This window comes from Sphingomonas sp. CCH21-G11 (genome assembly GCF_001555965.1).
Lineage (GTDB): Bacteria > Pseudomonadota > Alphaproteobacteria > Sphingomonadales > Sphingomonadaceae > Sphingomonas.
On record NZ_LSHX01000029.1, the window covers coordinates 53,932 to 76,580 of the forward strand.

The window sequence follows — 22,649 nt, forward strand, 5'->3', positions numbered from 1 at the left end:
GCTGTCGACCCGTGCCGTTGGCGTTCAGAGCGCCCGTTGCGGCAGCGACGCGCCGGTGAGCGCCCTGGCCACCAGGATCACAAGCTCTGCCGGATCGAACGGTTTCTTGATATAGGCCGAGGCGCCGGTTTCAAAGGCGAGCCGGGCGTGCCAGTCGCTGGTCCGGCTGGTCAACATGATCACCGGAAGCGATTTCAGCATGTGGTCGGTGCGAATGTCGCGAAGCACGACCATCCCCGCCTTTCCCGGAAGATTGCAGTCGAGAATGACAAGGTCGGTCGTCGCGCCATAGATCGATTCCAGCGCGTCGTCGCCATCGTGCACGACATCGACGCGATACCCGGCGGCACCCAGCGTTGCCGCCACGATGTCGCAGGTGATCGGATCATCGTCGATCACGACGATTCGCTTTGCCGCCAGTTTGACGGGTGCGCTCAATGCCAACGTCGGCTCCTTTCAAGCAGGCTGTTCACCCTAGCGAGCAGGAGCGGCATGTCGAAGGGTTTGGTGACATAGTCATTGGCACCTTCGTACCGGGCGATCGACTGGTCGGCCGCGCCGCGCCGCCCGGTCAGCATGATCACCGGCACCTCCACCAGCGTCTGCGACACGCGCATCTGCCGCAGGATCGTGATGCCGGTCATCTTCGGCAGGTTGCAGTCGAGGATCGCCAGGTGCGGCGGGCGCCACAGCATGGCGTCCCACGCGCTTTGGCCGTCGACCAGCCAGCCGACGGCATGGCCGGCGGCGCCGAGCGCGTCGGACACCATCCTGCCGAGGATCTCGTCGTCCTCCGCGAGGATCAATCGCGCCATGTCAGCTGCTTTCCGCCGTCAGCGCGCGCGTGATCGCGCCCGCCAGCTCGGTCGCGGTGACCGGCTTTTCCAGGACGTCCGCGGCCCCATAAGCCCGCATGATCTGGTGATGGGCGTCCCAGCGCGGCGCGGAGACGATGATGACCGGGATCGGCGGATGGCGCGACTGCAACCGGTTGCGCAGGGTCAGTTCGGAAAGCCCTTCCAGCCCGCAATCGAGCAGCACGATGTCGGGCTGGCGGGCGGACAATCCATCCCGCGCCGCATTGGCATTTTCAAACATCGTCGCTCCGTGCCCCATGCCGTGCAGCATCGCGCACGGCGATTCCGCGAACACCGGGTCGTCGTCGACCACGAATATGGCCAGCCGGTCGGGCATCATCCCGCATGGCGCAAGTCGTCCAGGCCCGTGCGGATGATCAGGTGGCGGCTCGCCGGGTCGCCCGCGTCGCGAAGCGCGTTCTCCAGCGCCGCCGCCGCGTCGCCCAGCGCGGGCTCGCCGAACATGCCGGCGGTGCCCGCAAGCTTGTGCAACAAATCAATCACCCGAAGATAATCGTCGTCGCCGCCCGCGCCCGATTGGCCGAGCGATGCGATCATGTCCAGCGTCTCGTCGCGTCGTTGCACGTAACGCTGCTCCAGACTGACATGTTGCGCCTCCACCAGCGGGGGCGAGGCCGCAACGTCGGAAAAAGACCTCACGTCCAGATATTGATCAATTAACTGCTTCAGGTCAGGGGTGCGAACCGGCTTGCTGAGGTGCGCCTGCATGCCTGCGGCGAGACAGGCGGCCACGTCCTCGGCATAGGCGTTGGCCGTCAGCGCCACGATCGGCAGGCTCCCGGCGTCGAACCCTTCCGCGCGCAAGCGACGCGTGGCTTCCAGCCCGTCCATGACCGGCATCTGGATGTCCATCAGCACGAGGTCGTAAGGCCGGCCCGCATCCGCCGCCTCGCGGACCATTGCCACCGCCCTGGCACCGTCGCCCGCAATCGCGACATCGAAGGCGAGCTGCCGGGCGATTCCCTGAATAAGCGCCTGGTTGATGTCGTAATCCTCCGCGACCAGAATGCGCGGCCGGCGGGGGGGCGAGAGTGGTGACGCCGTCGGCGGCTCCGCGCCGACCAGCCAGTCGGCCGCCGCCGGTGCCTGCGCGACGCGCAGCGGCAGGAAAACCGAGAAAATGGCGCCCTTGCCCAGCTCGCTCTGCACGGTGATGCGCCCGCCCATCATCGCGACGAGCTGCGTGCTGATCGACAGACCGAGGCCCGTTCCCCCGAACTTGCGGACGATCGAACCATCGGCCTGGCTGAACTTTTCGAAAATCGTCCCGACCCGATCGGGCGGAATGCCGATGCCGGTATCCGCGACGTCGATCCGCAATTCATCGCCCGACGGCGCCCGGGCCACCGTCACGTCGACATGGACGTGCCCGTGTTCGGTGAACTTGACCGCGTTGCCGACCAGGTTGAGCACGACCTGGCGAACGCGAAGCGGGTCCCCGATCACGAAACGCGGGACCGCGTCGTCAACGGTACAGCGCAGCGCCACGCCCTTGGCCCTGGCGATCGGCTCCATCAGCTGAAGCGCCGCGCGCAGCTTGTGCCGGATACCGATCGGCTCGTCGGCGAGCTGCATCTGGCCCGCCTCGATCTTCGAGATATCGAGGATGTCGTTCAGCAGCCGCATCATCGCACGTCCGGATTCGGCGATCAGGTTGACGTGGCGGCGCTGCTCGTCATCGAGCGGGGTTGCGGCGAGCAGTTCGGTGAACCCGATCACGCCGTTCATCGGCGTGCGGATCTCGTGGCTCATATTCGCGAGGAACGACGATTTGGCGTTGGCGGCGTCCTCCGCCTGCCGGCGGGCGGCGACGAGCTGCGCCTCGATCGCCTTCGTCCTCGACACGTCGCGGATCGATGCAATGATCTCGACGGGCCGGCCGGTTTCGGGGTCCTGCACCGCGGCGCAGTTTGCCTCCATCCAGCGATAGCGCGTGCGGTCGGTCGGCGCGGCCGAACGAAATGCGATGAGCACCTGCTTCATGTCGCCCGCGACAAGCGCGGCGAAGGCGTTGCGGACCTGCGCGTCCTCATCGGGATGGAAATCGGCGAGCAGATTGGCGCCGACCAGCGCATCAGCGGGAACCTCGAACAGGGTCGCCGACGACGGCGACGCGTAAAGGCAAGTCCCGTCGAGCGACAGGCGCACGACGGCGTCGGTGACGTTGTCGGTGATGAGAGTGAGTTGCTGGTCGCGTTCGGCCAGCGCGGCGAGCGCGGCCTTCTGGCTCGTCACGTCAAGGTTGACGCCGATGAACCCGATGACGTCGCCCTTGTCGTCGACCTCCGGCCGGCCGACCGTGTCGACCCAGACGATCGATCCGTCGGGCTTGCGCCAGCGGAATTCCTCCCGGAACACGGTGCGTTCGCTGACCGCCTCGCGCCAGGCCGCACTGACTCGATCGCGATCGTCTGGGTGGAGCGCGGCGGCCCAGCCGTCGCCCTGCCAGTCGCCGTCGCCCAGTCCGGTCAGTCCCAGCCAGGCCTGGTTGACATAGGTGCAGCTGCCGGCTGCATCGGTCCGGAAAATCCCCGCAGGCGCGAGGTTGGCCAGCGTCTGGAAGCGCAGCTCGCTCGCACGAAGCTGCTCGATCGCGCGCTTTTGTTCGGTCACGTCGACCGCGGCCCCGAAATAGCCGATGACCCGCTCGTCTTCATCGAACTGCGCGGCGTTGTACGTTTCCATCCAGAGGCTGGTCCCGTCGGCGGCCCTGAATTCGATCATCCGGCGACGCATCATCCCCGGCTTGAAATTGCGGAAAGGCGGGTCTTCGCGCAGCGGCCGCAGGTCGGCAACCGCCTCCATCCAGCCGTTGCCCAGCATCGCTTCGACCGACTTGCCGAGCTTCGCCGCCCAGGACGGGTTGATATAGGTCAGCGCCCCGGCGCTGTTTGCACGGAATATGCCGACCGGCGCGGATTCGGCCAGCATCCTGAAACGCGCCTCGCTGTCGGCGAGCGCGCGTTCCTGCAGGACGGCCTCGGTCACGTTGCGGATATTGCCCGTCGTGCCGATGAAGTTGCCCTGCGCATCGGCAAGCCGGCGGATGCTGACCTCGATATGCGCGAGCTCGCCGGATCGGCGAAAGAAGCGTTGGCGGAACGTCGCTTCGGACAGCTTGCCCGATGCGAAGTCGGGATAGACCGTGGCGGTCATCGCCCGATCGTCGGGGTGCAGCAGTCGGGTGGTCCGCCAGCCCAGGCTTTCGGCGACGGTATAGCCGGTCAGCGCCTCCCACGCCGGGTTGAGGAAAATCCACCGGCCCTGCGCGTCGGTCTTGAAGATGACTTCGCGCATATTGTCGAGCATGGAGCGGTTGAGTTCCTCGCTCTGGGTAAGCGCGCGGGCGATCGCGGCGCGGCCCGCCAGCGCAACGGCGACGGGCAGGCTCATGCCGAAGTTGACGACCAGGAAGCCCTGAAGCGTGTGCAGCCGCGCGGCCATGTCCCCCTTGACGAGCGTGATGGGGCCGGATCCCGACCATGTCGCAATGCTCGCGATCACCGCCACCATCAGCGTCGCGGCCGCGGCCCCCAGCCCGCCCAGGCGGAAGGCGGCCAACAATACGACCGGCGTGGCGACGTAGAGCAGCGGAAAACGCGACTGGGCGAAGACCCCGACGACGACGAGGAAGCCGCCCGACATGACCAGGAACCATTCGACCAGCCGTTCGCGCGAAACCGGCGCACGGTCGTTCCAGGCGTCGATCGCGACCCAGATCGACGGCGCGAGCAGCAGCAGCCCCAGCGCGTCGGTCAGCGCCCAGGTGATCCAGAATTCATAGGCCAGCACGCCCTGCCCCAGCACCATCGCGGCGACGAAGCCGGCAAAGGCCGGCGCGACCAGGCCGCCGAAGAGCGTGAAGGCCATGAGGTCCGAGAATTTGCTCATGTCCGGACGCGCACGGCCGGCGTGGCGCATCAGGATGGTGACCGACATGATCTCGATCGTGTTGACCGCGCTCAGCCCGATCGCCCGCGACAGCATGTCGCCCGCGAGCAGGTTCGCAAGCACATTGGCGGCGAATGCCGTTGTATTCAGCAGCAGATCGGGCCGATCGCGACGAAGCAACAGTGCGACCAGCACCGCGTTGGGCAGCCAGACGGCGGCGATGCGGCTGGAATCGCGGGTCAGCGCGACACCGAGATAGGCCAGCACGCCGAACAGCAGGGTGACGCCCGTGACATAAGCGACGCGCGACAAATGCCGCCGCGCCTCCGGGTTGTGCGTGTCGGCTTGCATCATGACGCGTTCTTTCAACGATGGCCCGGCCCGGCCGGATCGAAGGTCACATCGCCTCCGCCCGCCGCACACTCGGGGACATGATCGTCGCGCGGCCAGACGGCAAGCCCGTCCGCTTCCGCCCTGATCCGCTGAAGGACCTGACGCCCGGAAAGGACCGGCATCATCGCGTCCAGGACGAGCATGTCGAGCGGTTCGTCCGCGAGAGCATCGATTGCAGCCTGGCCGTCAGCAACCGTCAGCACATGGTGACCGGCGGCTTCGAGTTTGAAGCTGACCAGATCCTCCAACAAGGGATCGTCGTCGGCCACGATGATGTACGCCATCCTTCAATCTCTCTGCGCGCGAAGGCAAAAGATGAGCGAACATCGTTAATTTTTGGTCAAACCAGCCGGCAAAAGCACCGATTCATGCGGCGATTTCGGTAGTTAGCACGCCCGGCCAAGGCAGCAGCTTCAGTTCCGCGACGCTTGGCGGGCCGGCTGTCGAGGGCGGTCAGCCGCGTCGCGCACCGATGCACGTAACCCGTTCGATCTTCACGCGTTCGGCGTCGCTCGGTCGGTGGACTCGCGGTCGCTGAGCAGGCTGGTCAGGCCGAGGTCGGCGGTCACGTTGCTCACCGTATAGGCCATGTCGGGAATGGCATCGACCGCGAGCATCAGCGGCAGCAGCTCGATCGGCACGCCTGCGGCAATGGCCGGCGGGGCATAGGCGGCGAAGAAGGTGATCTGATTGGGCAGGCCCGCGATCGTCAGCGTATTGACCACCGCCAGCGCGCCGATCACCGCCAGCTGCGCCCAGCCCAGCGTCACGCCGTTCAGATGCGCGAGCGCGAGCGCGACGACGACGATCGATGCGGGCGCGGCGATGCGGAACAGCGCGACCGCCATCGGCAGCACCATGCCCGACTGCGCCGGCGCCAGCCCGAGCGTGCGCGCGCCCGCCAGCATCGCGGGCAACGCGGCAAGGGAGGATTGCGTGGTGAAGGCAACCGCCTGGGCCGGGGCGACGGCGCGCGCAAAGCCGGCCAGCGACCCGCGCCGCGCCAGCGCCACGGCGGCATAGACGATCAGCATCAGCGCGAGCGTCGTGACGATCTGAACCAGCACATACCAGCCGAGCGCGGCACCCAGGCCGAACCCGGTGCGCGCGGCGACGACGAAGGCGAGCGCGAATACGCCGAGCGGTGCCAGGAACAGCACCCAGCGCACGATCACCAGCATCGCGTCGACCACGCCCGCCAGCACATCGCCGATCGCCCGGGCGCGCGCCGCATCGATCCGTCCGAGTGCAAAGGCGAAGAACAGGGCAAAGATCACCACGGGCACGATCGCGCCCTGCGCCGCCGCGCCGATCGGGTTGGCGGGAATCATCGCGCGCAGCGTGTCGGCGGTGGCGGGCAAGGCGGGCATCGCCTGAGCGGGCGGGCCGAGCGGGGCGGCGAGCCGCCAGCCGCTGAACAGCAGTTCGCCCATCACCAGCCCGACCGCCGCCGATACCGCCAGCAGCGCGACGAAGCTGAGCAGCGCGCGCCGGGTGATCGCGGCGCCGCCCTGGCGCAGCGTCTGGCCGATGCCGGTCACGATCAGGCCGAAGACCAGCGGGACGACCGTCATGCGCAGCGCATCCAGCCAGATACCCCCGACGAGCTGGGCGGCGGGGATGAATCGGCTCGCCGGCCCGGCCAGGATGCCGAGCACGAGCCCGGCGAGAACGCCGGCCAGGATGCGCAGGGTCGGGCCGGTCATGCGTCAGGCATAGGCGGCGGCATGCGTGCCCATCACCTGGGCCGCGAACCGCTCCATCTCCTCCGCCTGCGGGCTCATCTGGAGGAGCAGCAGGTCGAGCCCGGCTGCCTCATATTCGGCGATGCGCTCCTTCAGCTGCTCGGGCGTGCCGACCAGATTGGGGCGCAGGCCGCGATTCGACACCGAATATTCCTGAATCTTCATTTCGCGCTCGAGCTGGGTGCCCGACAGCCACTGGTCGAAATTGTCATAGCCCGCGGGCAGGTCGCTGACCGTGGTGATCCGCTCCAGCTCGCGCTTCGCCTCCGCCTCGCTGTCGCGGACGATGGCATAGGCAGCCATGCCATATTGCATCGGCGGCTTGCCCAGCGCCTCGCGCCGGGCGGCCATGTCGGCGATCTTGGGCGCGACCGCCTCGACGGGATCGCCATGCATTACATAGGCGTCGCATTGCGCGGCGATCAGCGCCTTGGCCGCGGGGCTTTCGCCGCCGGCATAGGTGACGGGCTTGCGCACCGGCTTGGGCGCGCACACCGCGTTTTCGGTGGTGTAGAATTGGCCGGCGAAGCTGAACTCCTCCTCGCGCCACAGCCCCTCGACCACCTTCAGCCATTCGCTGGTGCGCGCATAGCGATCGTCGTGCTGGTCGAATTGCAGGCCGTAGCGTTTGGCCTCGTCCGCCCACCAGGACGACACGACATTGAGCGCCAGCCGGCCTCCGGCGATCTGGTCGATGTTGGCCGCTGCCTTTGCGAACAATGCCGGCTGGTGGAAATTGGGGCGCACCGCGACCATCAGCTCGAGCCGCTCGGTCACCGCCGCCAGCGCCGCCGCGGTCGACCAGGCATCGAGCGTCGGCGCGCCCGGCCCCTTGATATCGTTCATGTTCAGCTCGGCGATCAGCGTCAGGTCATAGCCCCAGCGTTCCGCATCCTGCGTCAGCCGGCGGGTATAGTCCCAGCTCGCCTCCATCCCCTCGTCGGCGATATTGCGCAGCCACCCGCCGAACACCGGCATCCAAAATCCATAGCGCATCAGCGCACCTCCTCGATCCCCGACGCGCGCATGCGCGTTTCGTCCAGCCACCGCGCGATGCGGTCGACCAGCCGGTCGTGCGGGTCCCAGCCCAGCACGTCTTGCGGCTTCGCGACGAAATTCGACAATGCGTTGACATCGTAGAAGCGCGGGCATCCGTCGCGATCGTCGATCATCACCTCGACCCCGCCCAGATCGAGCGATGCGGCGCGCGCGATCGCCTCGGCGGCATCGCGCAAAGCGCGGTCGGGCTCGACCGCGACCATGGTGATCGCGCTGCCCGGCACCTGGCACGCATCGGCCGGGCACAGGTCGAACGCGCCGCCGCCCGCGACCTCGATCGCATAGAGATAGGCGCGGTCGAGCGTCTCGATCCGCGTGATCGTGCCGCCGCGCGCGGGCACGTAATCCTGGACGAGAAGCACGCCGTCGATGCTGGTCGGCAGCGTTGCGTCGGCGACTGCGGCGCGTACTTCGTCCAGGCTGTCGAAACGGGCGATTCCCGCCCCTGCCCCGCCGATATTCGCCTTGACCACCAGCGGCAACCCGATCGCTTCGGCGGCGGCCGGCACGTCGGCGGCGCGGTGGACGACGCGCGTCGCAGGAATCGCCAGCCCGAGCGATGCGATCAGCGCCAGCTGACGCGCCTTCGACGTGTCGACCGCGAGCGCGGCCGTACCGTTCAACACGCGTGCGCCGGCGAGCTCCCACTGGGCGAGCAGCGACTGCGCCCAGAAGATCGGATGCTCGGCCTCCCGCAGGAACGCCGACATCGCCAGCCGGCTGAGCACCAGCGGCGCCGGCGGCGCAGGATCGGCGGGGTCGAACGCGGTACCCGGCTTCAGCGCGCGATAGGCGATGCCGCGCCGGTCGAGCGCGGCGAACAGCGGGACGAACCATTGGGGATGTTCGTAGAGGATGGCGAGGTCAGCGGTCATGATGGCACGCGTCATGCCGCGCCCGGCCCGGGTTGGAAAGCGCGACGCGCTTGTCGCCCGCCAAGCAAAGCTTGGGCCGGAACGATCGGCGGTTGCGGCCGGGGCGCGGCGACGGCATGGGCAGGGGATGGCGAAGCTGCGCGTCGATCAACTGCTGGTGGAGCGCGGACTGGCGGAAAGCCGCACGCGCGCGCAGGCGCTGGTGATGGCGGGCCTCGTCTTCGCGGGCGATCGCAAGGTCGACAAGCCGGGCCAGCAGCTGGCCGGGGACGCGGCGCTGAGCGTCCGGGGGCGCGACCATCCCTGGGTCTCGCGCGGCGGCATCAAGCTCGCCCATGCGCTCGACCATTTCGGCTGGGACGTGGCGGGTACGGTCGCGATCGATGTCGGGTCGTCGACGGGCGGCTTCACCGACGTGCTGCTGAGCCGCGGCGCGGCGCGCGTCTATGCGGTCGATTCGGGCACCAACCAGCTGGCGTGGAAACTGCGCCAGGACCCGCGCGTCGTCGTGCACGAACAGACGAGCGCCCGCATCCTCACCCCCGCCCACATCCCCGAGCCGGTCGACCTGGTGGTGTGCGACGCCAGCTTCATCGCGCTCGAAAAGGTGCTGGCGGTGCCGATCGGCTTCGTGCGGCCCGGCGGGCGGCTGGTCGCGCTGATCAAGCCGCAGTTCGAGGCGGGGCGCGATGAGGTCGGCAAGGGCGGCGTGGTGCGCGACCCCGCCGTCCATGCGCGCGTGTGCGACGCGGTCGACGCGTGGCTGACGGCGGCGGGCTGGACGGTCGCGGGGCTGACGACGAGCCCGATCACCGGGCCGGAGGGCAATGTCGAATTTCTGATCGCCGCAAGCCTGCCCGCAGCAATCGCGGACCCCAATCGGGACGCGAAGGGCTGACAACCCTCTTGCGTTCACGCCCAACATCGCCACAACCCGGCGCGTCCCTGTTGCGTTGCGGTACATCTGAACAAAGGAACGGGTGAAGGGCGGCGAATGAGTGAAATTGCGTCCAAGGGTCAGCTGCGGATGTCGTTCCTGCGCTGGGCGATGGTCACCGTACCGCTGGTGCTCCTGCTCGGCCTGATCGCGGGACGGCTGGTGCCGGCCGGATCGGAAAGCGCCTGGTATGCGGCACTGGCAAAACCCGCGGGCACGCCCCCCGACTATGCCTTTCCGATCGCATGGACGACCATCTACGTCTGCAGCGGGCTGGCGCTGGCGATGATCCTGCATGCGCGCGGCGCACGTGGCCGGGGTGCGGCGATTGCGCTGTTCGTCGTCCAGATGATCGCCAACATGGCCTGGACGACGGTTTTTTTCGGCCTTCACCAGATTTTCGGCGCGCTCGTCCTGCTCATCGTCATCCTGTTGCTGGTGATCGCGACCGCGCTGGCGTTCGGCCGCATCCGCAGCGCCGCGGCTTGGCTGCTCCTCCCCTATATGGTCTGGGTCAGCTATGCTGCGGTGATCCAGTTCCAGATCTGGCAGCTCAATCCGGACGGCGGCGCCCTTGTCCCCGCCGCCCCCGCCACCCAAATCGAGCTCTGAGAGCGAAAAGGAACCCCGCATGCAATCCGAGAACCGCCTGTTCGACGACTTCGTCAAGTTCGTGAACGGTGCCGCCGGCACGGTCGCCGGCATGGCGCGCGAAGGCGAAAGCGCCGCACGCGAACGCGCCCGCGAATGGATCGGCGGGCTCGACTTCGTCAGCCGTGACGAGTTCGAGGCGGTCAAGGCGATGGCCGCCGCCGCGCGTGACGAGGTCGACGCGTTGAAGGCCCGTCTCGACGCGCTGGAAGCGAAGCCGGCGGGCAAGGCCAAGCCCTGACCCCCGGCACCCACAGGTTGTCCACAGATTTTTGCACCGGCGCGGCTGCCGCTGCTTGTTCCACGCTTTGCCGGTTGGCAACCATGCGCGCGCCGGGACGCGGCGCGGGAGATGAAACGGATGCTTGACGAAGCGGAGTATGAACGCGACGCCGCGCCGATCGACATGCTCGAAAACTATTTCGGCGCGCATGGCTGGAGCTATGAGCGCGAGGACGAGGAGATCGTCGCCAAGGTCAAGGGCAGCTGGACCGAGTTCGAGCTGCGCGCGATCTGGCGCGAGGAGGACGGCGTCCTGCAGTTCCTGGCCTTTCCCGACATCCGCGTGTCCGACGAGCGCCGCGCGGCGCTGTACGAGGCGATCGGGCTGGTCAACGAACAGCTGTGGATCGGCCATTTCGAGCTGTGGTCGTCGAGCGGCATCCTGCTGTTCCGGCACGCCGCGATGATCGATGCGGGCGACGGCGGCGTGATGACGCTGGCCCAGGCCGAATTGCTGGTGGAAAGCGCGATCGACGAATGCGAACGCTTCTATCCCGTGTTCCAGTTCGTGCTGTGGGGCGGCAAGTCGCCCAAGGAAGCCATCGCCGCATCGATGATCGAGACCCAGGGCGAGGCGTGAGGCCCTATCAACCGCTGCCCGCCGCCGGGCCGAACCGGCTGCTGATGATCGGGTGCGGCAATATGGGCGGTGCGATGCTGGCGCGCTGGATCGCGGCCGGCACGATCGATCCGGCCAAAGTGTGGGTGGTCGATCCCGGCAGCCCGCAACTGCCCGAAGGCGTGCGGCTTGCCGCGGCGATCGCCGACGCCCCTGCTGCGGACGCCGTCCTGCTCGCGGTCAAGCCACAGCAGTTGACGGCCGCGCGCGATGGCGGGCTCGACCGGCTGGCACCACACCTGTTGATCTCCATCCTCGCGGGCGTCGATGCCGCAACGCTGACCGGAGTCAGCCACGCCGCGCATGTCGTGCGCGCGATGCCCAACCTGCCCGTCGCGATCGGACAGGGCGTGGTCGGGCTGTACAGCGCGACTGCCACCGATGCCATCCGCGCGACCGCGACCGCGCTGATGACTCCGCTTGGGCTGGCCGAGTGGATCGCGGACGAAACACTGTTCGACGCGGTGACCGCGCTGTCGGGCAGCGGCCCCGGCTTCACCTATCGCTTCATCGACGCCCTGGCGCAGGCCGGCGCGGCCCTGGGGCTGGACGCCGACCAGGCATTGCGGCTGGCGCGTGCGACCGTGGCGGGTTCGGCCGCGCTTGCCCAGGCATCGCCCGACACCCCCGCGACGCTCGCCGACCGGGTGGCGAGCCCGGGCGGGTCGACGCGCGAGGGGCTGAACATCCTCGACCGCGACGATGCGCTGCGCCGCCTGCTCGTCGAGACGCTGGCGGCGGCCGAGCGCCGCAACGCCGAACTCGCTGCCGGCGCGCGCGCCTGAGCCTGCCCTTCGCCCGGCAGAACGGTGCGATGGAACTTCGCACGACGATGCGGGGTTAGTCGGTCAGGTTTGAGATCATGGAGGCGATGATGGCGACGACGATCGAACGCGATCCCCAGGGACGTTTTGTCAGCAACAACGACGATGCGGTGAGCCCCGCGTCAAGCAATCGCAACTTCGGCGTGCTCGCGGGTGCGGTCGGGGCCGGCGCGGCGCTGGGCGTGCTGGCGATGCTCGGCCGCAAGGCGGCGGTACAGGCCCCCACCGCCCTTGCCGGCGACTGGGCAGAGGCGCTGGCCGCCGAGCACAAGGCGGTCCTGAAAATCTTCGACGCGATCGAGGCGACAGCGGAGAATGCGACGGGCCGGCGGACGATGTTGCTGACGCAGCTCAAGCACGCGCTGACCAAGCATGCGATCGAGGAAGAGAACGTCATCTATCCCGCGCTGCGCGACGCGGGTCGCCGTGACGAGGCCGATGCGCTCAACAAGGAGCATGGCGACGTCAAACACTATCTTTATCAGCTCGACCAGACGCCGAAGAACGCGACAGAGTGGCTGGCGATCGTCCGCCGTTTCCGCGCCGATATCGAACGGCACATGACCGAAGAGGAAACCGAGCTGTTCCCGGCGCTGCGCGCGCAGCTGTCCGAGGAAAAGAACAAGGCGCTCAAGGCGGCGATGAACAAGGAGGGCTTCAAGGTCGCTTGAGCTCCGGCGTCCTTGCAGGGTCGGGAGTCCGCCGCCCGGACGGGCCGCGCGGTCTCCCGACTTCGCGCTGACCCCGCCGGCGCGTTCGATGACGTGATCGAAACCGCGGCCCCGCTGTGGTGATCGTCAGCCCTGGAGCGCCTCGATCCGGGCGCGCTCCTCCGCCGGTATCAAGCTGTCGAGCACGGCCCAGAAGCCGCCGACCGCCCCCTGCCCCGCCCGCGAATAGGCCGCCGACAGCCGCTCGCGCAGCTGATCGAACAATTCCGCCTCCAGCGCCGCCCCCGTCGCGGTCAGCCGCATCAGCCGCTGGCGACGATCGGTCACGCCGGGCCGGCTTTCGACGAGCGCGCGTTCGGACAGGTCGTTGAGCACGCGGCCCAGCGACTGCTTGGTGATCGCCAGCAGCGCCAGCAACTCGCTGACGGTCAGGTCGGGCTTGCGCGCGATGAAATAAAGCGCGCGATGGTGCGCGCGGCCAAGGCCGCGATCGGCCAGCCCGGCATCGATCGCCCGATAGAGATGGCTGTAGCCGAAATAGAGCAATTCGACGCCGCGCCGGACCTCGGCCTCGCGCAGGAACAGGGGGGACGCGGCGCGATAGCTTTCCGGGGTATTTTGGCCAGCCATGTTGACCGGGTTCTACACCGCGCTACACCGGGCGCAACCCAGCCCGACGGTGATCGGTCCCGTGCGGGTGACGACAGGGAACGCCATGCTCGCCACTGCCACGCACGCCGCGCCATCGCTGGTTTTCCAGCATGATCCCCACCCCGCGCCGCGATCCGCCGATGAACGCGCCGCACTGCTCGCCGCGCCCGTGTTCGGCCGCGCGTTCAGCGATCACATGGTCGTCGTGCGCTATAGCGAAGGCCAGGGCTGGCACGACGCGCGCGTCCAGGCGCGCGGGCCGATCCCGATGGACCCGGCGTCATCGGTGCTGCATTATGCGCAGGAGATTTTCGAGGGGCTGAAGGCCTATCGCCTGCCCGACGGCGGGGCGGCGCTGTTCCGGCCCGACGCCAATGCCCGCCGGTTCCGCGAGTCTGCCGAGCGGCTGGCGATGCCGCCGATGCCCGAGGCGATCTTTCTGGATGCGGTGCGCGAGATGGTGCGCATCGACCATGAATGGATCCCCGCGATCGAGGGCGGCTCGCTCTATCTGCGCCCATTCATGTTCGCGAGCGAGGTGTTTCTGGGCGTCAAGCCGGCGTCGGAATATCTGTTCATCGTCATTGCGTCGCCGGTCGGGCCCTATTTCCGGGGCGATTCGCCGTCGATCACAATCTGGACGTCGCAGCAATATACGCGTGCGGCCCCCGGCGGCACCGGGGCGGCCAAATGCGGCGGCAACTATGCCGCTAGCCTGATCGCGCAAGCGGAGGCGACGCGGCAGGGCTGCGACCAGGTCGTCTTCCTCGATGCGGTCGAGCGCCGCTATGTCGAGGAATTGGGCGGCATGAACCTTTTCTTCGTCTTCGACGACGGCACGCTGCGCACGCCGCCGCTGGGCGGCACGATCCTGCCCGGCATCACGCGCAGCTCGCTGATGATGCTCGCGCGCGACGCGGGCATGCGGGTCGAGGAAGCGCCATACGCGATCGACCAGTGGGAGGCGGATGCACGCAGCGGGCATTTGCGCGAGGCTTTCGCCTGCGGCACCGCGGCGGTCGTCACGCCGATCGGGCGGGTGCGCGGCGAGAAGATCGACTTCACGATCGGCAATGCCGGCCCAGGCACGGTGACGGGTACGCTGCGCGAGCGCCTGGTCGCGATCCAGCGCGGCATCGCCCCCGATCCGCACGGCTGGGTCGAGCGCGTGATCTGAGGCACGCACGATCCGGGCTTTGACGAAGCCCCCGCCCCGCGATAGAGGGACGGCCCGCCGGACGCACCGGCGGTTCCTGCTGGGGCGTCGCCAAGCGGTAAGGCACCGGTTTTTGGTACCGGCATTCGCAGGTTCGAATCCTGCCGCCCCAGCCAGATCTTACCGAACGCGCCGCGAAGGCATGCGCTTGCCGCCGATCGCGGCGGTGCCCGATTTCACCGCGACGCCCACGCTTGAAGCGCAACTGGCGCGTCTGGAACCATCTGCGCACGATCCTACCACGCGCAGGCATGACGACCGACAATCCGGTGCACTTGAACAGCTAGCCTCGCGGCGCAAGCTACGCCGACGCCGCCATCACCGTGTGACGCATCCAGCCGTCGCCGAGCCGGCTAGAAGCGGTTGGCCAAGGTCACGCCGAACGTCGCCGGATCGCCCAGCTGGCCGACAGCCAGGCCGTTGTTGCCGGGCTGGTTCGACAGAAACTCGAAATATTCGGTGTCGAAGGCGTTTCGCGCCCAGACCCAGGCATTCAGCCCGCTGGCTTGACGATAGCCGACGCGGAAATTGGCGATGCCATAGCCATCGACCACGAAGAACGGGGATGGCGTGGCGTTCGACGAGAAGGCCGAGCGATAGCTCGCATCGGCGCCAGCATAAATCTCGCCCCTGCCCAGCGGAAAATTGACTTCGCCGCCCCACGCGAGCGCCCATCTGGAAATGCCGGGAAAGCGTTCGCCGGAGATGTCCTTGAACCCGCCCAGCGTGCCCTGGCAATTGGCCGGGACATTGGGGGTCGCCGCGGTGATCCCGGTGCACTCGGGCGGCGGCGGGGCATCGGGAAAATCGCGGAACTCGCCATCGTTGAAGGCGACGTTGAAATAGGTGGCGATCCGGTCGCTGGGGCGCAGGCTCAGCTCGCCCTCGAACCCCTGGATGCGGACATCGGCATTGGCGAGATAACCGCGCACTACCCCGATGGCGCCGTTGGTGACGGTCGTCTGATAGTCGTCGATATCGGTCCGGAACGCGGTGAGGTTCAGGGTCACGCGCCGGTCCCAGAACTGCGTCTTGGCACCGATCTCGAAATGGTCGAGCTGCTCGGGCCGGACCTCGACCAGTTCGGTGGCGACCGTCACCCCGTCGGCCCGGAACGGCAGGCCGTTCAGGTTGAGCCCGCCCGATTTGAAGCCGCGCGCATAGATCGCGTAGAGTTGCACATCGTCGACCGGACGCCACGACAGGTTGATGTCACCGGAAACATTGAAGTCGCGATAACGCCCGGCGTAGGACTGGGCGGGCAGCGCCGCGCGTTGCTGGGCCAGCTGCGCCGGTGTCGGATTGGCGATGCCTCCCGTCACCGTCGCGTCATAGGTCGAATCCTTGGTATCATAGTTGAGGCGCAGGCCCGGCTGGAGGCGAAGCCGATCGGTCAGGTTCCAGGTGAGCTGGCCATAGGCAGCGACGCTGTTGTTCTCAAAACGGATGTCGTTGCGCTGGGTCAGCCCGTCGAGCACCGCGGGGTTGGCCCCGGCCGTCGGCCCGTTGCTGAACAGATTGGCCGCCGCGCCCTGGGACTGGAGGCCGCGGGTGTCGATCGTCTGGCGGAACCCGAACAGTCCCGCGACGAAATCGACACGATTGTCGCCCGACGTGGCGAAGCGGAATTCCTGTGTCAGCTGGCGCTGGTCGGAAGGGTTTTCGGACCGGGTCGTGATGGGCAGGCCGATGAAATCACGGTCGTTCGACGGACGCCACGTCCAGAACCGCCAAGCCGTGACCGATGTCAGCGTGCTGTCGCCCAACTGCCATTCGGCGACCAGCGACGCACCGCCCAGATCCTGCTGCGCGCGCAGATCGGCGTCGACATCGGTGATGCGGGCAAAGGGATCATCGGTCGGCAGCGCGTAGCCGAGCGCCGCCGTCAGCGCGGCAAACTGGCGATTGGCGGCACGCAACGTCGGAAAGACCCGCGCCGGCACCTGGGTGTAGCCGTCCGGCCGCTGGCGGCTCCAGTCGGCCGCGAAGGTCAGCTCCAGCCCCTCGACGCCGGTATAAAGCAGGGTGCCGCGCAGGCCGAGATTGTCGAGCGAATTGGTCCATTCGTCGGTACGCACGTTGCGCACCGTGCCGCGCCGGGTGGTACCGACGATCGCCAGGCGCGCCGCCAGCGTCTCGCTGAACGGCCCCGACACCGATGCCTTGCCCTGGAAGAAGTCGTAATTTCCCCCGCTCAGCTCGACACGTGCCTCGGGCGAGAAGCTGGGGGCACGGGTGCGGATGTTGATCGCGCCGGCGGTCGTGTTCTTGCCATAGAGCGTCCCCTGGGGCCCGCGCAGCACCTCGACCTGTTCGGTATCGATGAAGTCGAGCGCGGACGCCGCCGGTCGCGCATAGTAAACCTGGTCGATATAGAGCCCGACGCCCTGTTCGATCCCGTCATTGGTGAGGCCCAGCGGCGCACCGAGCCCGCGGATGTTGATCGCGGAATTGCGCGGGTTGGAGGCGTAATACTGGATGACCGGCTGAATCTGCGCGATGCGGCTGATGTTATAGGTGCCGGTCGAGGTCAGCTGGCGTTCGCTGAACACGCTGATCGGCACGGGCACGTCCTGAAGCGCCTCCTCGCGGCGGCGCGCGGTGACCAGGATGGTCTCGCGCTCGGCCTCTGGTTGTTCGTCATCCGGCGTCGTTTGGGCGTGGGCGGGTGCTGCGGCGAGCAGCGGCAAGAGCAGCAACAATTGGCGCGACGGCGTGTGCATGACGCGAACTCCTCCCTGTCGGTCGCCCGAAACTCGATCGATTCGATAGGAATTACAAAGAAGGAGAAATTGTCGAGCCAAAGCTTCCGCTTTGCGGCATCCCGGGTCGGCGCGCGGGCCGCGGGTTCAGTCGAGGCCGACGAGCCGTGCGACGCCGGTGCGCAGCATCGCATCGATGATCGCGGCGTCACTGGGCATCGGCAGCTGGCCGGTGATCGACAGCGTGACGGCACCGTGGACGATCAGCCACAGGTCGCGGACGCGCGCTGGCCGCCGCCCGGGTCGAGACCGGGCAGCGCGGCCGCGAGATCGTCGAGCTGAGCACAGGGCCGGCGGGCGACGAATGTCGAGCGCCCCCGACGCGGACGCCAATCCCCGATTGACGATGATCGACGCGTGCGGCCACTATCTGCGGTGGAAACAGCCGTCAGCGGCCGCGGCGGCGGCGAGGAAGTTCGCGCGATGAAACGGGGAAGGATCCTGGCCGGGGCCGCGATCACGCTGGTCACGATCGGCGCGGCGGGCTGGTTGCTGTCGGTACAGGTCGCAGAGTCGCGGTCCCGCCCGGTCGCGCCCGCCGACGCGGATCGCCGGGCGCATGGCGCGGCGGCCTTCATGGGCGCGGGCTTCGGTGGGATCAGCACCGATGCGCTTGCAACCAACGCGCTCCCGTGGCGCATCGCGGCGACGGCGCTGGTACTCGACGCGCAGGCCAGTGATCCTGCCGCATCGCTGTCGCAGGCCACGCTCGACAGGGTGCTTGCCCGCTTCGGTTTCCTGACCGGCACCCGCGTGGTCGATTTGCCGCAAGGCGTGCGCCAGGTTGCATCGTCGCTGCCGCTCGGCATGACCTATGGCGATATCGCCCCGGTGGCGGGGGCGAAGGTCATGGTTTCGAACCTCGGTTGTGCGGCGTGCCACGCGGGCGCGACCTACAACGCGGAGGGCATCCCGATGCCGGATCGCCCGGCCCTCGGGATGCCGAACACCTCGATCGACCTCGAAGCCTACACCCTTGCCGTCTTTCGGGCGATGCGCCGGCATATCGATTCGCCCGACCTCCTTCCCGCGGCGCAGACCCTGTTCCCCGAGATGGGCTGGCGCGAGCGCGCGAGCCTGCGGCTGATCGTGCTTCCCCTCGCCCGCAGGCGCCTCGACGCGCTCGCCGATGCGGAACGGCCGTTACCGTTCACCAACGGCGCGCCGGGAAGCACCAACGGGGTCGCCGCGCTCAAGCAGGCGCTGGGGACGCCGTTGACCGACGGCGGACGGGGCGATGCGGGCGTCGTTTCGATTCCCGATCTCGGCGGCCGAACCTGGCGGACGTGCCTGCTCGCCGACGGGGTTTACGCGATCCCGGGTGCGAGCGCCGGTCCGACGACGGCTCCCCCTGACCCGTCGCGGCGGCGGGCACTGGCCGCGATCACGACATTTTTCACCGTGCCGAGCATGGGCGTACATCCCGACAAGGCAAAGGCGAGCCTCGACGACGCCGAAGACGTCATGGCCTTTATCGACAGTTACCGGGCGCAGCGGTTTCCCGGCGTCGTCGACCGCGCTGCCGCGGCGCGCGGGCGCACGCTTTACGCGGGCCAATGTGCGCGTTGCCACGGGACATACGACGACAGGCTGGACGCGCCGCGGCTCGTGTCGTTCCCCAACTGGTACGGCGATGTCGGAACCGATCCGATGCGCCGCGCAAATTTCGATTCCGCGTTGGCGGCTGCCGTGGCGAAGTCCCCCTATCGCGCGCTCATCACGGTCCGTCAGGGTCCGGGCTATGCGGCGCCACCGCTCGCGGGACTTTGGGCGTCCGCGCCTTACCTGCACAACGGATCGGTGCCGACCATCGCTGCCCTGCTCGATCCCGCGCGCCGACCGGCGCGGTTCATGGTTGGCGGACATGCGCTCGATTTCAGCGCGCTCGGGCTGAGGTTGACAGCGGACGGGCGCTATCCGCCGGGGTACCGGCCGTTCTCCCGTCCAGCATGGATCGATACGGGCACGCCGGGCCGCGGCGCGACGGGGCATTTGCAGGGCACCGCGCTGTCCGCGGCCGACAAGCGCGCGCTGATCGAATATCTGAAGCTGCTCTAGCCGATCAGAACTTCGTCGATCGGCAGCCGCGCCCGCGCCGCGAGTGGGCCTGCCGGCCGGCGACCGAGCCGGAAGGCCGAGACGAGCCGCCGACCCTGCGGGATGCGCGCCACGTGTTTCGCCCATGCGTTCGCCTCCGGATCGTCGGCCAGCGCCGCAAGCACCGCCGCGCCGAATCCCGCCGCCTCGATCCGCAGCCACAGGCGATAGAATTTGCGGCCGCTGTCGAACGGATCCTCGCCGACGGGGCGGTGGAACAGGACGACCGCCGCGTCCTTCGCGATCCGGCCCCCCTCGGAAACCAGCGGCTTCGCCAATCCGGCCCGCGCAAGCCATCCGAACATCGGCCCGAGCACCAGTCCGGCGCCCCTGGCCGCGATCGGCCCCATCGCCATGGCATCGGCATTGAGGCCATCGCGCGCCCAATCGGGATGTCCGCGCGACAGCCGCATCCACGACAGCAATTCGCGACGAAACGGATCCTCGCGCATGAAGCGCCAGCTGGCCTCGTCGAGGTGGCGGTCGACGGCCTTCAGCGTCGCGGGGTCGGCGAGTATGGCGGCATCATCGCCGACGAGCGCGGTGGCGGCGTCGCGGTCGGCGGCCGAGGCTTTTTCGAAGGCCCCCCGGAACGAGCTGCGCCTGTCGACCCATGCCGCCAGGGGATCGGGCTCGACCGGCCCCGACAAAGCGAAGTGCGCGATGCGTCGGAGCCCGGTTTCCCGGCCGCCCTGCAACCGCTCCACACGCACGCCCCGCGTCGCGCGGCTGGCGGCGAGACAAAAGCCCTCTGCTGCCGCGCCGAGGCTCATTGCGGCATCGTGGCCGGTCGGATCGGCGGCGGGCAGGCGCCGAGACAGGTCCTCGAAAAGCGTCGCGCCATCGTCGTCGATCCGCCAGCGGGCAGGTTGCACATTGTGCACGCTCGGCGCGAGCGCCGCTTCGGCCACGAGCGCCGCCATGTCCTCGCGCGTCATGCGATCTCCTTGCGGAAAAGATGCGTGCGATGGAGCGGCTTTCCGCCGAGCCGATCGATCTGGCGGAGGCTCGCGGCGTTGACGTCGGCAATCCAGGTGACGCCCAGCCGCTCGTACCCGGCGTCGCGCAGGGCGGTCACCGTCCGCGCCAGCATCGCCGGCATGACGCCGCGGCCGTGCCATGCGGTCGCCACCGAATAGAAGATGATCACCGCGCGCTTCCGGTTGATCCGATACCGCAGGTAGTGCCACGGCGTCGCAAGGCCGATGCGCGAACGCGTCGCGGCGAGGAAGCCGTTGAGATCGGGGATGCAGATCACCGCCCCGATCGGCTTTCCGTCGTGGTGCAGTACGGACGACAGCCGCGGATCGAGGATCGCGCTCATCTCGCCGGCCTGGAATTCGAACTCGTCGGCGGTCAGCGGAACGAACATGGGATTGGCCGCAAAGCCATCGTTGAGCACCTGTCGCGCTTCGGCCATCCGCTCGGGAAAGACGCGCTTTTCGACCGGTGCGAAGCGGAAGCCGGCGGCGGCGTCGAACCCCTCGACGGTCGCCAGGCTCACGATCGACAAGTCGATGTCGAAGGTGGTCATCGGAAAGAATGCCTGGAACCCGTTTGCATCGAGCAGGCGCGGCAGATGCGGCGGCCCGACGACCATATCGGTATAGGCGCGATTGCCGAAGCCGCCGGTCTGCACGCCCGCCTGCTGCATCGCCGTGAGGTTGAAGTTTCCGACCAGCTCTTTTTGCGCATGCGCGCGCGCAAAATCTGTCGCAGCGTCGAGCAGCGCGCGGGCAGCGTCCCCGTCATCGGCGCAGTCGAAGAAGCCGAACTGCGCGCGGCGGGTGCCATGGCGCATGTTCGACTGCGAATGGACATGCGCCACGATCCGGCCGAGCGGACGCGCGTCACGATGGGCAGTCCAGTAGCGGAACGGATTGCCGGACGCCCACAGGGGGTTCCTCGCGGGATCGAGCATCCGGCGGATATCGCGCTTCAGCGGCGAAACATAGCCGACCGAGCGGTCATACACGGCGAAGGGCACATCGAAAAAGGCGTCTGCATCGCCTTCGCGCAGCTCGATTGTCACGCGCTTCGCTCCAACAGCCGTGAAAGCAGAATCAGCTCGTCGCCCAGGCGCGGGCCTGCGAAGCTGCCGGCCGATACCGCGAGGAAGCGTGGCTGATCGCCGGGCAACCGGACGAGATGCGTCGCCGCAAGCGAGTCGAGCAGGTCACGGGCTGCGTCGCGCAAATCCGGGTCGACCGAGGAATCGCTCACGACCGGCATCGCCGCGAGCGTCGAGACGGTCGCTTGCGGCCACGCCGCGAGCGCCTCACCCTCGATGACCCTGCCCGTCGCCAGCAACGGATGGCTTGCGAGCAGCGCCGCGGGATCGCGGGGATCGGCCCGGGCGAGCGCGCGGACGAGTCCCTCGGTGCCGCGACGACTGCGCGCAAACCGCTCGACAAGCAACGCCAGCGCCGAAAGCGCAGTACCGAACGCGGCGGCGCTCGGGCTGCCTTCGCTCGCCAACGCGGCAAGTCCGCCTCCGCCAAGACACAGGAGGACGTCGCGCACAAGCTTGCGCGGCGCATCCGCACCGTCGACCAGGCGCGACGTCGCGAGGACGAGCAGCAGCATGGCGAAGGGGCCGAAGCGCACGGGCAAGCCGGGAGCGATCGCATGGAAATCGGTCAGCGCCATCGGGATGGTCGCGGCCAACGCGATCAGGAAGGTGTCGGCGGTCGCCCGCTCACCCTGCGACAGCCCGGTCCGGTTGGCCGTTATCAGCATCACCATCAATGCGACGACAATGGCCTGGAATGTCGCGAGCGCGACGAGGGTCGGCCCGCTCCAGACGAAGCCGATGGTCAGCGCGATAACCGAGAACGCCGCCCCCCCGACAAGCGCGAGTAGCTTGATCCAGCGCGCCGCGTGTCGCCGGACCAGTTCCTCCGCAAAGCGCAGCCCCGCGAGCGGCAGCCAGGCGGCCAGAACCATCAGCGCCACGGTAACGAAGGACGCGGTCGCGCCCGGCACGAGGACGATGACAAGGCGGCAGACGAGAAGGGCTGCGACGAGGCGATAGATCGTGGCCAGCCGCCGCGCCACCGGATTGGCGGCGCGCCCCTGCGGGCCGATGCCGCGCAGCG

22 protein-coding genes and 1 tRNA gene are annotated in these 22,649 nt (G+C 68.2%); 9 read left to right on the top strand and 14 right to left on the bottom strand.

Annotation, left to right across the window (positions count from 1 at the left end; all coding sequences use genetic code 11):
• Positions 1 to 24: 24 nt before the first annotated feature.
• The 8 genes from AX676_RS06935 to AX676_RS06970 all read right to left on the bottom strand — a co-directional run bounded on the left by AX676_RS06935 (position 25) and on the right by AX676_RS06970 (position 8,841).
• Positions 25 to 444 carry a response regulator transcription factor gene (locus AX676_RS06935; protein ID WP_082731075.1) on the bottom strand — a complete coding sequence of 140 codons (420 nt, stop codon included), beginning with the start codon at positions 442 to 444 and terminating at the stop codon, positions 25 to 27.
• Entirely contained in the window at positions 435 to 815 is a 381-nt protein-coding gene (locus AX676_RS06940; protein ID WP_066477750.1) for a response regulator transcription factor, read from the bottom strand. The genes AX676_RS06935 and AX676_RS06940 overlap by 10 nt, the downstream gene beginning before the upstream one ends.
• Before the next feature lies 1 nt (position 816).
• Complete coding sequence (locus tag AX676_RS06945; RefSeq protein ID WP_197417022.1) at positions 817 to 1,194, bottom strand: response regulator; 378 nt, start codon at positions 1,192 to 1,194, stop codon at positions 817 to 819.
• On the bottom strand, positions 1,194 to 5,123 hold the full coding sequence (locus AX676_RS06950) for a PAS domain S-box protein (protein WP_066477756.1): 3,930 nt from the start codon (positions 5,121 to 5,123) through the stop codon (positions 1,194 to 1,196). Before AX676_RS06950 ends, AX676_RS06945 begins: the two co-directional genes overlap by 1 nt.
• 11 nt (positions 5,124 to 5,134) lie before the next feature.
• Positions 5,135 to 5,446 carry a response regulator transcription factor gene (locus AX676_RS06955; RefSeq protein WP_066477759.1) on the bottom strand — a complete coding sequence of 104 codons (312 nt, stop codon included), beginning with the start codon at positions 5,444 to 5,446 and terminating at the stop codon, positions 5,135 to 5,137.
• A gap of 210 nt (positions 5,447 to 5,656) precedes the next feature.
• Positions 5,657 to 6,868 carry a dicarboxylate/amino acid:cation symporter gene (locus AX676_RS06960; protein WP_066477762.1) on the bottom strand — a complete coding sequence of 404 codons (1,212 nt, stop codon included), beginning with the start codon at positions 6,866 to 6,868 and terminating at the stop codon, positions 5,657 to 5,659.
• 3 nt (positions 6,869 to 6,871) lie between these two features.
• Positions 6,872 to 7,903 carry an LLM class flavin-dependent oxidoreductase gene (locus AX676_RS06965; RefSeq protein WP_066477764.1) on the bottom strand — a complete coding sequence of 344 codons (1,032 nt, stop codon included), beginning with the start codon at positions 7,901 to 7,903 and terminating at the stop codon, positions 6,872 to 6,874.
• The gene (locus tag AX676_RS06970) at positions 7,903 to 8,841 is read right to left on the bottom strand and encodes an ATP-grasp domain-containing protein (protein ID WP_066477998.1); all 939 of its coding nucleotides are present in this window, start codon (positions 8,839 to 8,841) and stop codon (positions 7,903 to 7,905) included. The genes AX676_RS06965 and AX676_RS06970 overlap by 1 nt, the downstream gene beginning before the upstream one ends.
• 127 nt (positions 8,842 to 8,968) lie before the next feature.
• Between AX676_RS06970 and AX676_RS06975 the strand changes: the two genes are divergently transcribed.
• From AX676_RS06975 to AX676_RS07000, 6 genes are all read left to right on the top strand, one after another.
• The gene (locus AX676_RS06975) at positions 8,969 to 9,739 is read left to right on the top strand and encodes a TlyA family RNA methyltransferase (RefSeq protein WP_066477767.1); all 771 of its coding nucleotides are present in this window, start codon (positions 8,969 to 8,971) and stop codon (positions 9,737 to 9,739) included.
• Positions 9,740 to 9,835: 96 nt separating this feature from the next.
• Positions 9,836 to 10,390, top strand: coding sequence for a TspO/MBR family protein (locus tag AX676_RS06980; protein ID WP_066477775.1), 555 nt, complete (start codon positions 9,836 to 9,838; stop codon positions 10,388 to 10,390).
• 19 nt (positions 10,391 to 10,409) lie between these two features.
• The gene (locus AX676_RS06985) at positions 10,410 to 10,670 is read left to right on the top strand and encodes an accessory factor UbiK family protein (RefSeq protein ID WP_066477777.1); all 261 of its coding nucleotides are present in this window, start codon (positions 10,410 to 10,412) and stop codon (positions 10,668 to 10,670) included.
• A 120-nt stretch (positions 10,671 to 10,790) separates the two neighbouring features.
• Complete coding sequence (locus AX676_RS06990) at positions 10,791 to 11,291, top strand: YbjN domain-containing protein (RefSeq protein ID WP_066478001.1); 501 nt, start codon at positions 10,791 to 10,793, stop codon at positions 11,289 to 11,291.
• Between the two features lie 44 nt (positions 11,292 to 11,335).
• A complete protein-coding gene (gene proC / locus AX676_RS06995; protein WP_066478004.1) occupies positions 11,336 to 12,115 on the top strand; it encodes a pyrroline-5-carboxylate reductase in 780 nt (259 codons plus the stop codon).
• A gap of 89 nt (positions 12,116 to 12,204) precedes the next feature.
• Positions 12,205 to 12,825: a hemerythrin domain-containing protein gene (locus AX676_RS07000; protein WP_066478008.1), complete on the top strand. Its 621-nt coding sequence runs from the start codon at positions 12,205 to 12,207 to the stop codon at positions 12,823 to 12,825.
• Positions 12,826 to 12,951: 126 nt separating this feature from the next.
• Here the strand turns inward: AX676_RS07000 and AX676_RS07005 are convergent, their stop codons facing one another.
• Positions 12,952 to 13,455: a MarR family winged helix-turn-helix transcriptional regulator gene (locus tag AX676_RS07005; RefSeq protein WP_066477779.1), complete on the bottom strand. Its 504-nt coding sequence runs from the start codon at positions 13,453 to 13,455 to the stop codon at positions 12,952 to 12,954.
• An 85-nt stretch (positions 13,456 to 13,540) separates the two neighbouring features.
• Here AX676_RS07005 and AX676_RS07010 point away from each other — a divergent pair, with 85 nt between their 5' ends.
• Positions 13,541 to 14,653 (top strand): branched-chain amino acid aminotransferase, encoded by a 1,113-nt coding sequence (locus AX676_RS07010; RefSeq protein WP_066477780.1) that lies wholly within the window; start codon positions 13,541 to 13,543, stop codon positions 14,651 to 14,653.
• 80 nt (positions 14,654 to 14,733) lie between these two features.
• Positions 14,734 to 14,808: transfer RNA gene (locus AX676_RS07015), tRNA-Gln, on the top strand.
• A 237-nt stretch (positions 14,809 to 15,045) separates the two neighbouring features.
• Here the strand turns inward: AX676_RS07015 and AX676_RS07020 are convergent.
• A complete protein-coding gene (locus AX676_RS07020; RefSeq protein WP_066477782.1) occupies positions 15,046 to 17,415 on the bottom strand; it encodes a TonB-dependent receptor in 2,370 nt (789 codons plus the stop codon).
• Positions 17,416 to 17,541: 126 nt separating this feature from the next.
• Positions 17,542 to 17,787 carry a TetR-like C-terminal domain-containing protein gene (locus AX676_RS07025; RefSeq protein ID WP_066477784.1) on the bottom strand — a complete coding sequence of 82 codons (246 nt, stop codon included), beginning with the start codon at positions 17,785 to 17,787 and terminating at the stop codon, positions 17,542 to 17,544.
• A gap of 90 nt (positions 17,788 to 17,877) precedes the next feature.
• Between AX676_RS07025 and AX676_RS07030 the strand changes: the two genes are divergently transcribed.
• A complete protein-coding gene (locus AX676_RS07030) occupies positions 17,878 to 19,512 on the top strand; it encodes a hypothetical protein (protein ID WP_156437659.1) in 1,635 nt (544 codons plus the stop codon).
• Here AX676_RS07030 and AX676_RS07035 read toward each other — a convergent pair.
• From AX676_RS07035 to AX676_RS07045, 3 genes are read right to left on the bottom strand one after another with little or no spacing between them, the layout of a single operon-like run.
• Positions 19,509 to 20,489, bottom strand: coding sequence for a hypothetical protein (locus AX676_RS07035; protein ID WP_066477791.1), 981 nt, complete (start codon positions 20,487 to 20,489; stop codon positions 19,509 to 19,511). The two genes, AX676_RS07030 and AX676_RS07035, sit on opposite strands and share 4 nt — an antisense overlap.
• Positions 20,486 to 21,583 carry a GNAT family N-acetyltransferase gene (locus AX676_RS07040; RefSeq protein WP_066477793.1) on the bottom strand — a complete coding sequence of 366 codons (1,098 nt, stop codon included), beginning with the start codon at positions 21,581 to 21,583 and terminating at the stop codon, positions 20,486 to 20,488. The genes AX676_RS07035 and AX676_RS07040 overlap by 4 nt, the downstream gene beginning before the upstream one ends.
• Positions 21,580 to 22,608 (bottom strand): hypothetical protein, encoded by a 1,029-nt coding sequence (locus AX676_RS07045; RefSeq protein ID WP_156437660.1) that lies wholly within the window; start codon positions 22,606 to 22,608, stop codon positions 21,580 to 21,582. The genes AX676_RS07040 and AX676_RS07045 overlap by 4 nt, the downstream gene beginning before the upstream one ends.
• Between the last annotated feature and the right edge of the window lie 41 nt (positions 22,609 to 22,649).

Excerpts from the sequence above, each read along its gene's own strand:
- AX676_RS06950 (WP_066477756.1), bottom strand. The coding sequence starts at position 5,123 with ATGATGCAAGCCGACACGCACAACCCGGAGGCGCGGCGGCATTTGTCG.
- AX676_RS07020 (WP_066477782.1), bottom strand. The coding sequence starts at position 17,415 with ATGCACACGCCGTCGCGCCAATTGTTGCTGCTCTTGCCGCTGCTCGCC.
- AX676_RS06985 (WP_066477777.1), top strand. The coding sequence starts at position 10,410 with ATGCAATCCGAGAACCGCCTGTTCGACGACTTCGTCAAGTTCGTGAAC.
- AX676_RS06990 (WP_066478001.1), top strand. The coding sequence starts at position 10,791 with ATGCTTGACGAAGCGGAGTATGAACGCGACGCCGCGCCGATCGACATG.
- AX676_RS06970 (WP_066477998.1), bottom strand. The coding sequence starts at position 8,841 with ATGACCGCTGACCTCGCCATCCTCTACGAACATCCCCAATGGTTCGTC.
- AX676_RS07030 (WP_156437659.1), top strand. The coding sequence starts at position 17,878 with ATGAAACGGGGAAGGATCCTGGCCGGGGCCGCGATCACGCTGGTCACG.
- AX676_RS07010 (WP_066477780.1), top strand. The coding sequence starts at position 13,541 with ATGCTCGCCACTGCCACGCACGCCGCGCCATCGCTGGTTTTCCAGCAT.
- AX676_RS06960 (WP_066477762.1), bottom strand. The coding sequence starts at position 6,868 with ATGACCGGCCCGACCCTGCGCATCCTGGCCGGCGTTCTCGCCGGGCTC.
- AX676_RS06980 (WP_066477775.1), top strand. The coding sequence starts at position 9,836 with ATGAGTGAAATTGCGTCCAAGGGTCAGCTGCGGATGTCGTTCCTGCGC.
- proC (WP_066478004.1), top strand. The coding sequence starts at position 11,336 with ATGATCGGGTGCGGCAATATGGGCGGTGCGATGCTGGCGCGCTGGATC.
- AX676_RS07005 (WP_066477779.1), bottom strand. The coding sequence starts at position 13,455 with ATGGCTGGCCAAAATACCCCGGAAAGCTATCGCGCCGCGTCCCCCCTG.
- AX676_RS07035 (WP_066477791.1), bottom strand. The coding sequence starts at position 20,489 with ATGACGCGCGAGGACATGGCGGCGCTCGTGGCCGAAGCGGCGCTCGCG.
- AX676_RS07000 (WP_066478008.1), top strand. The coding sequence starts at position 12,205 with ATGGCGACGACGATCGAACGCGATCCCCAGGGACGTTTTGTCAGCAAC.
- AX676_RS06940 (WP_066477750.1), bottom strand. The coding sequence starts at position 815 with ATGGCGCGATTGATCCTCGCGGAGGACGACGAGATCCTCGGCAGGATG.
- AX676_RS06965 (WP_066477764.1), bottom strand. The coding sequence starts at position 7,903 with ATGCGCTATGGATTTTGGATGCCGGTGTTCGGCGGGTGGCTGCGCAAT.
- AX676_RS06955 (WP_066477759.1), bottom strand. The coding sequence starts at position 5,446 with ATGGCGTACATCATCGTGGCCGACGACGATCCCTTGTTGGAGGATCTG.
- AX676_RS06945 (WP_197417022.1), bottom strand. The coding sequence starts at position 1,194 with ATGCCCGACCGGCTGGCCATATTCGTGGTCGACGACGACCCGGTGTTC.
- AX676_RS06975 (WP_066477767.1), top strand. The coding sequence starts at position 8,969 with ATGGCGAAGCTGCGCGTCGATCAACTGCTGGTGGAGCGCGGACTGGCG.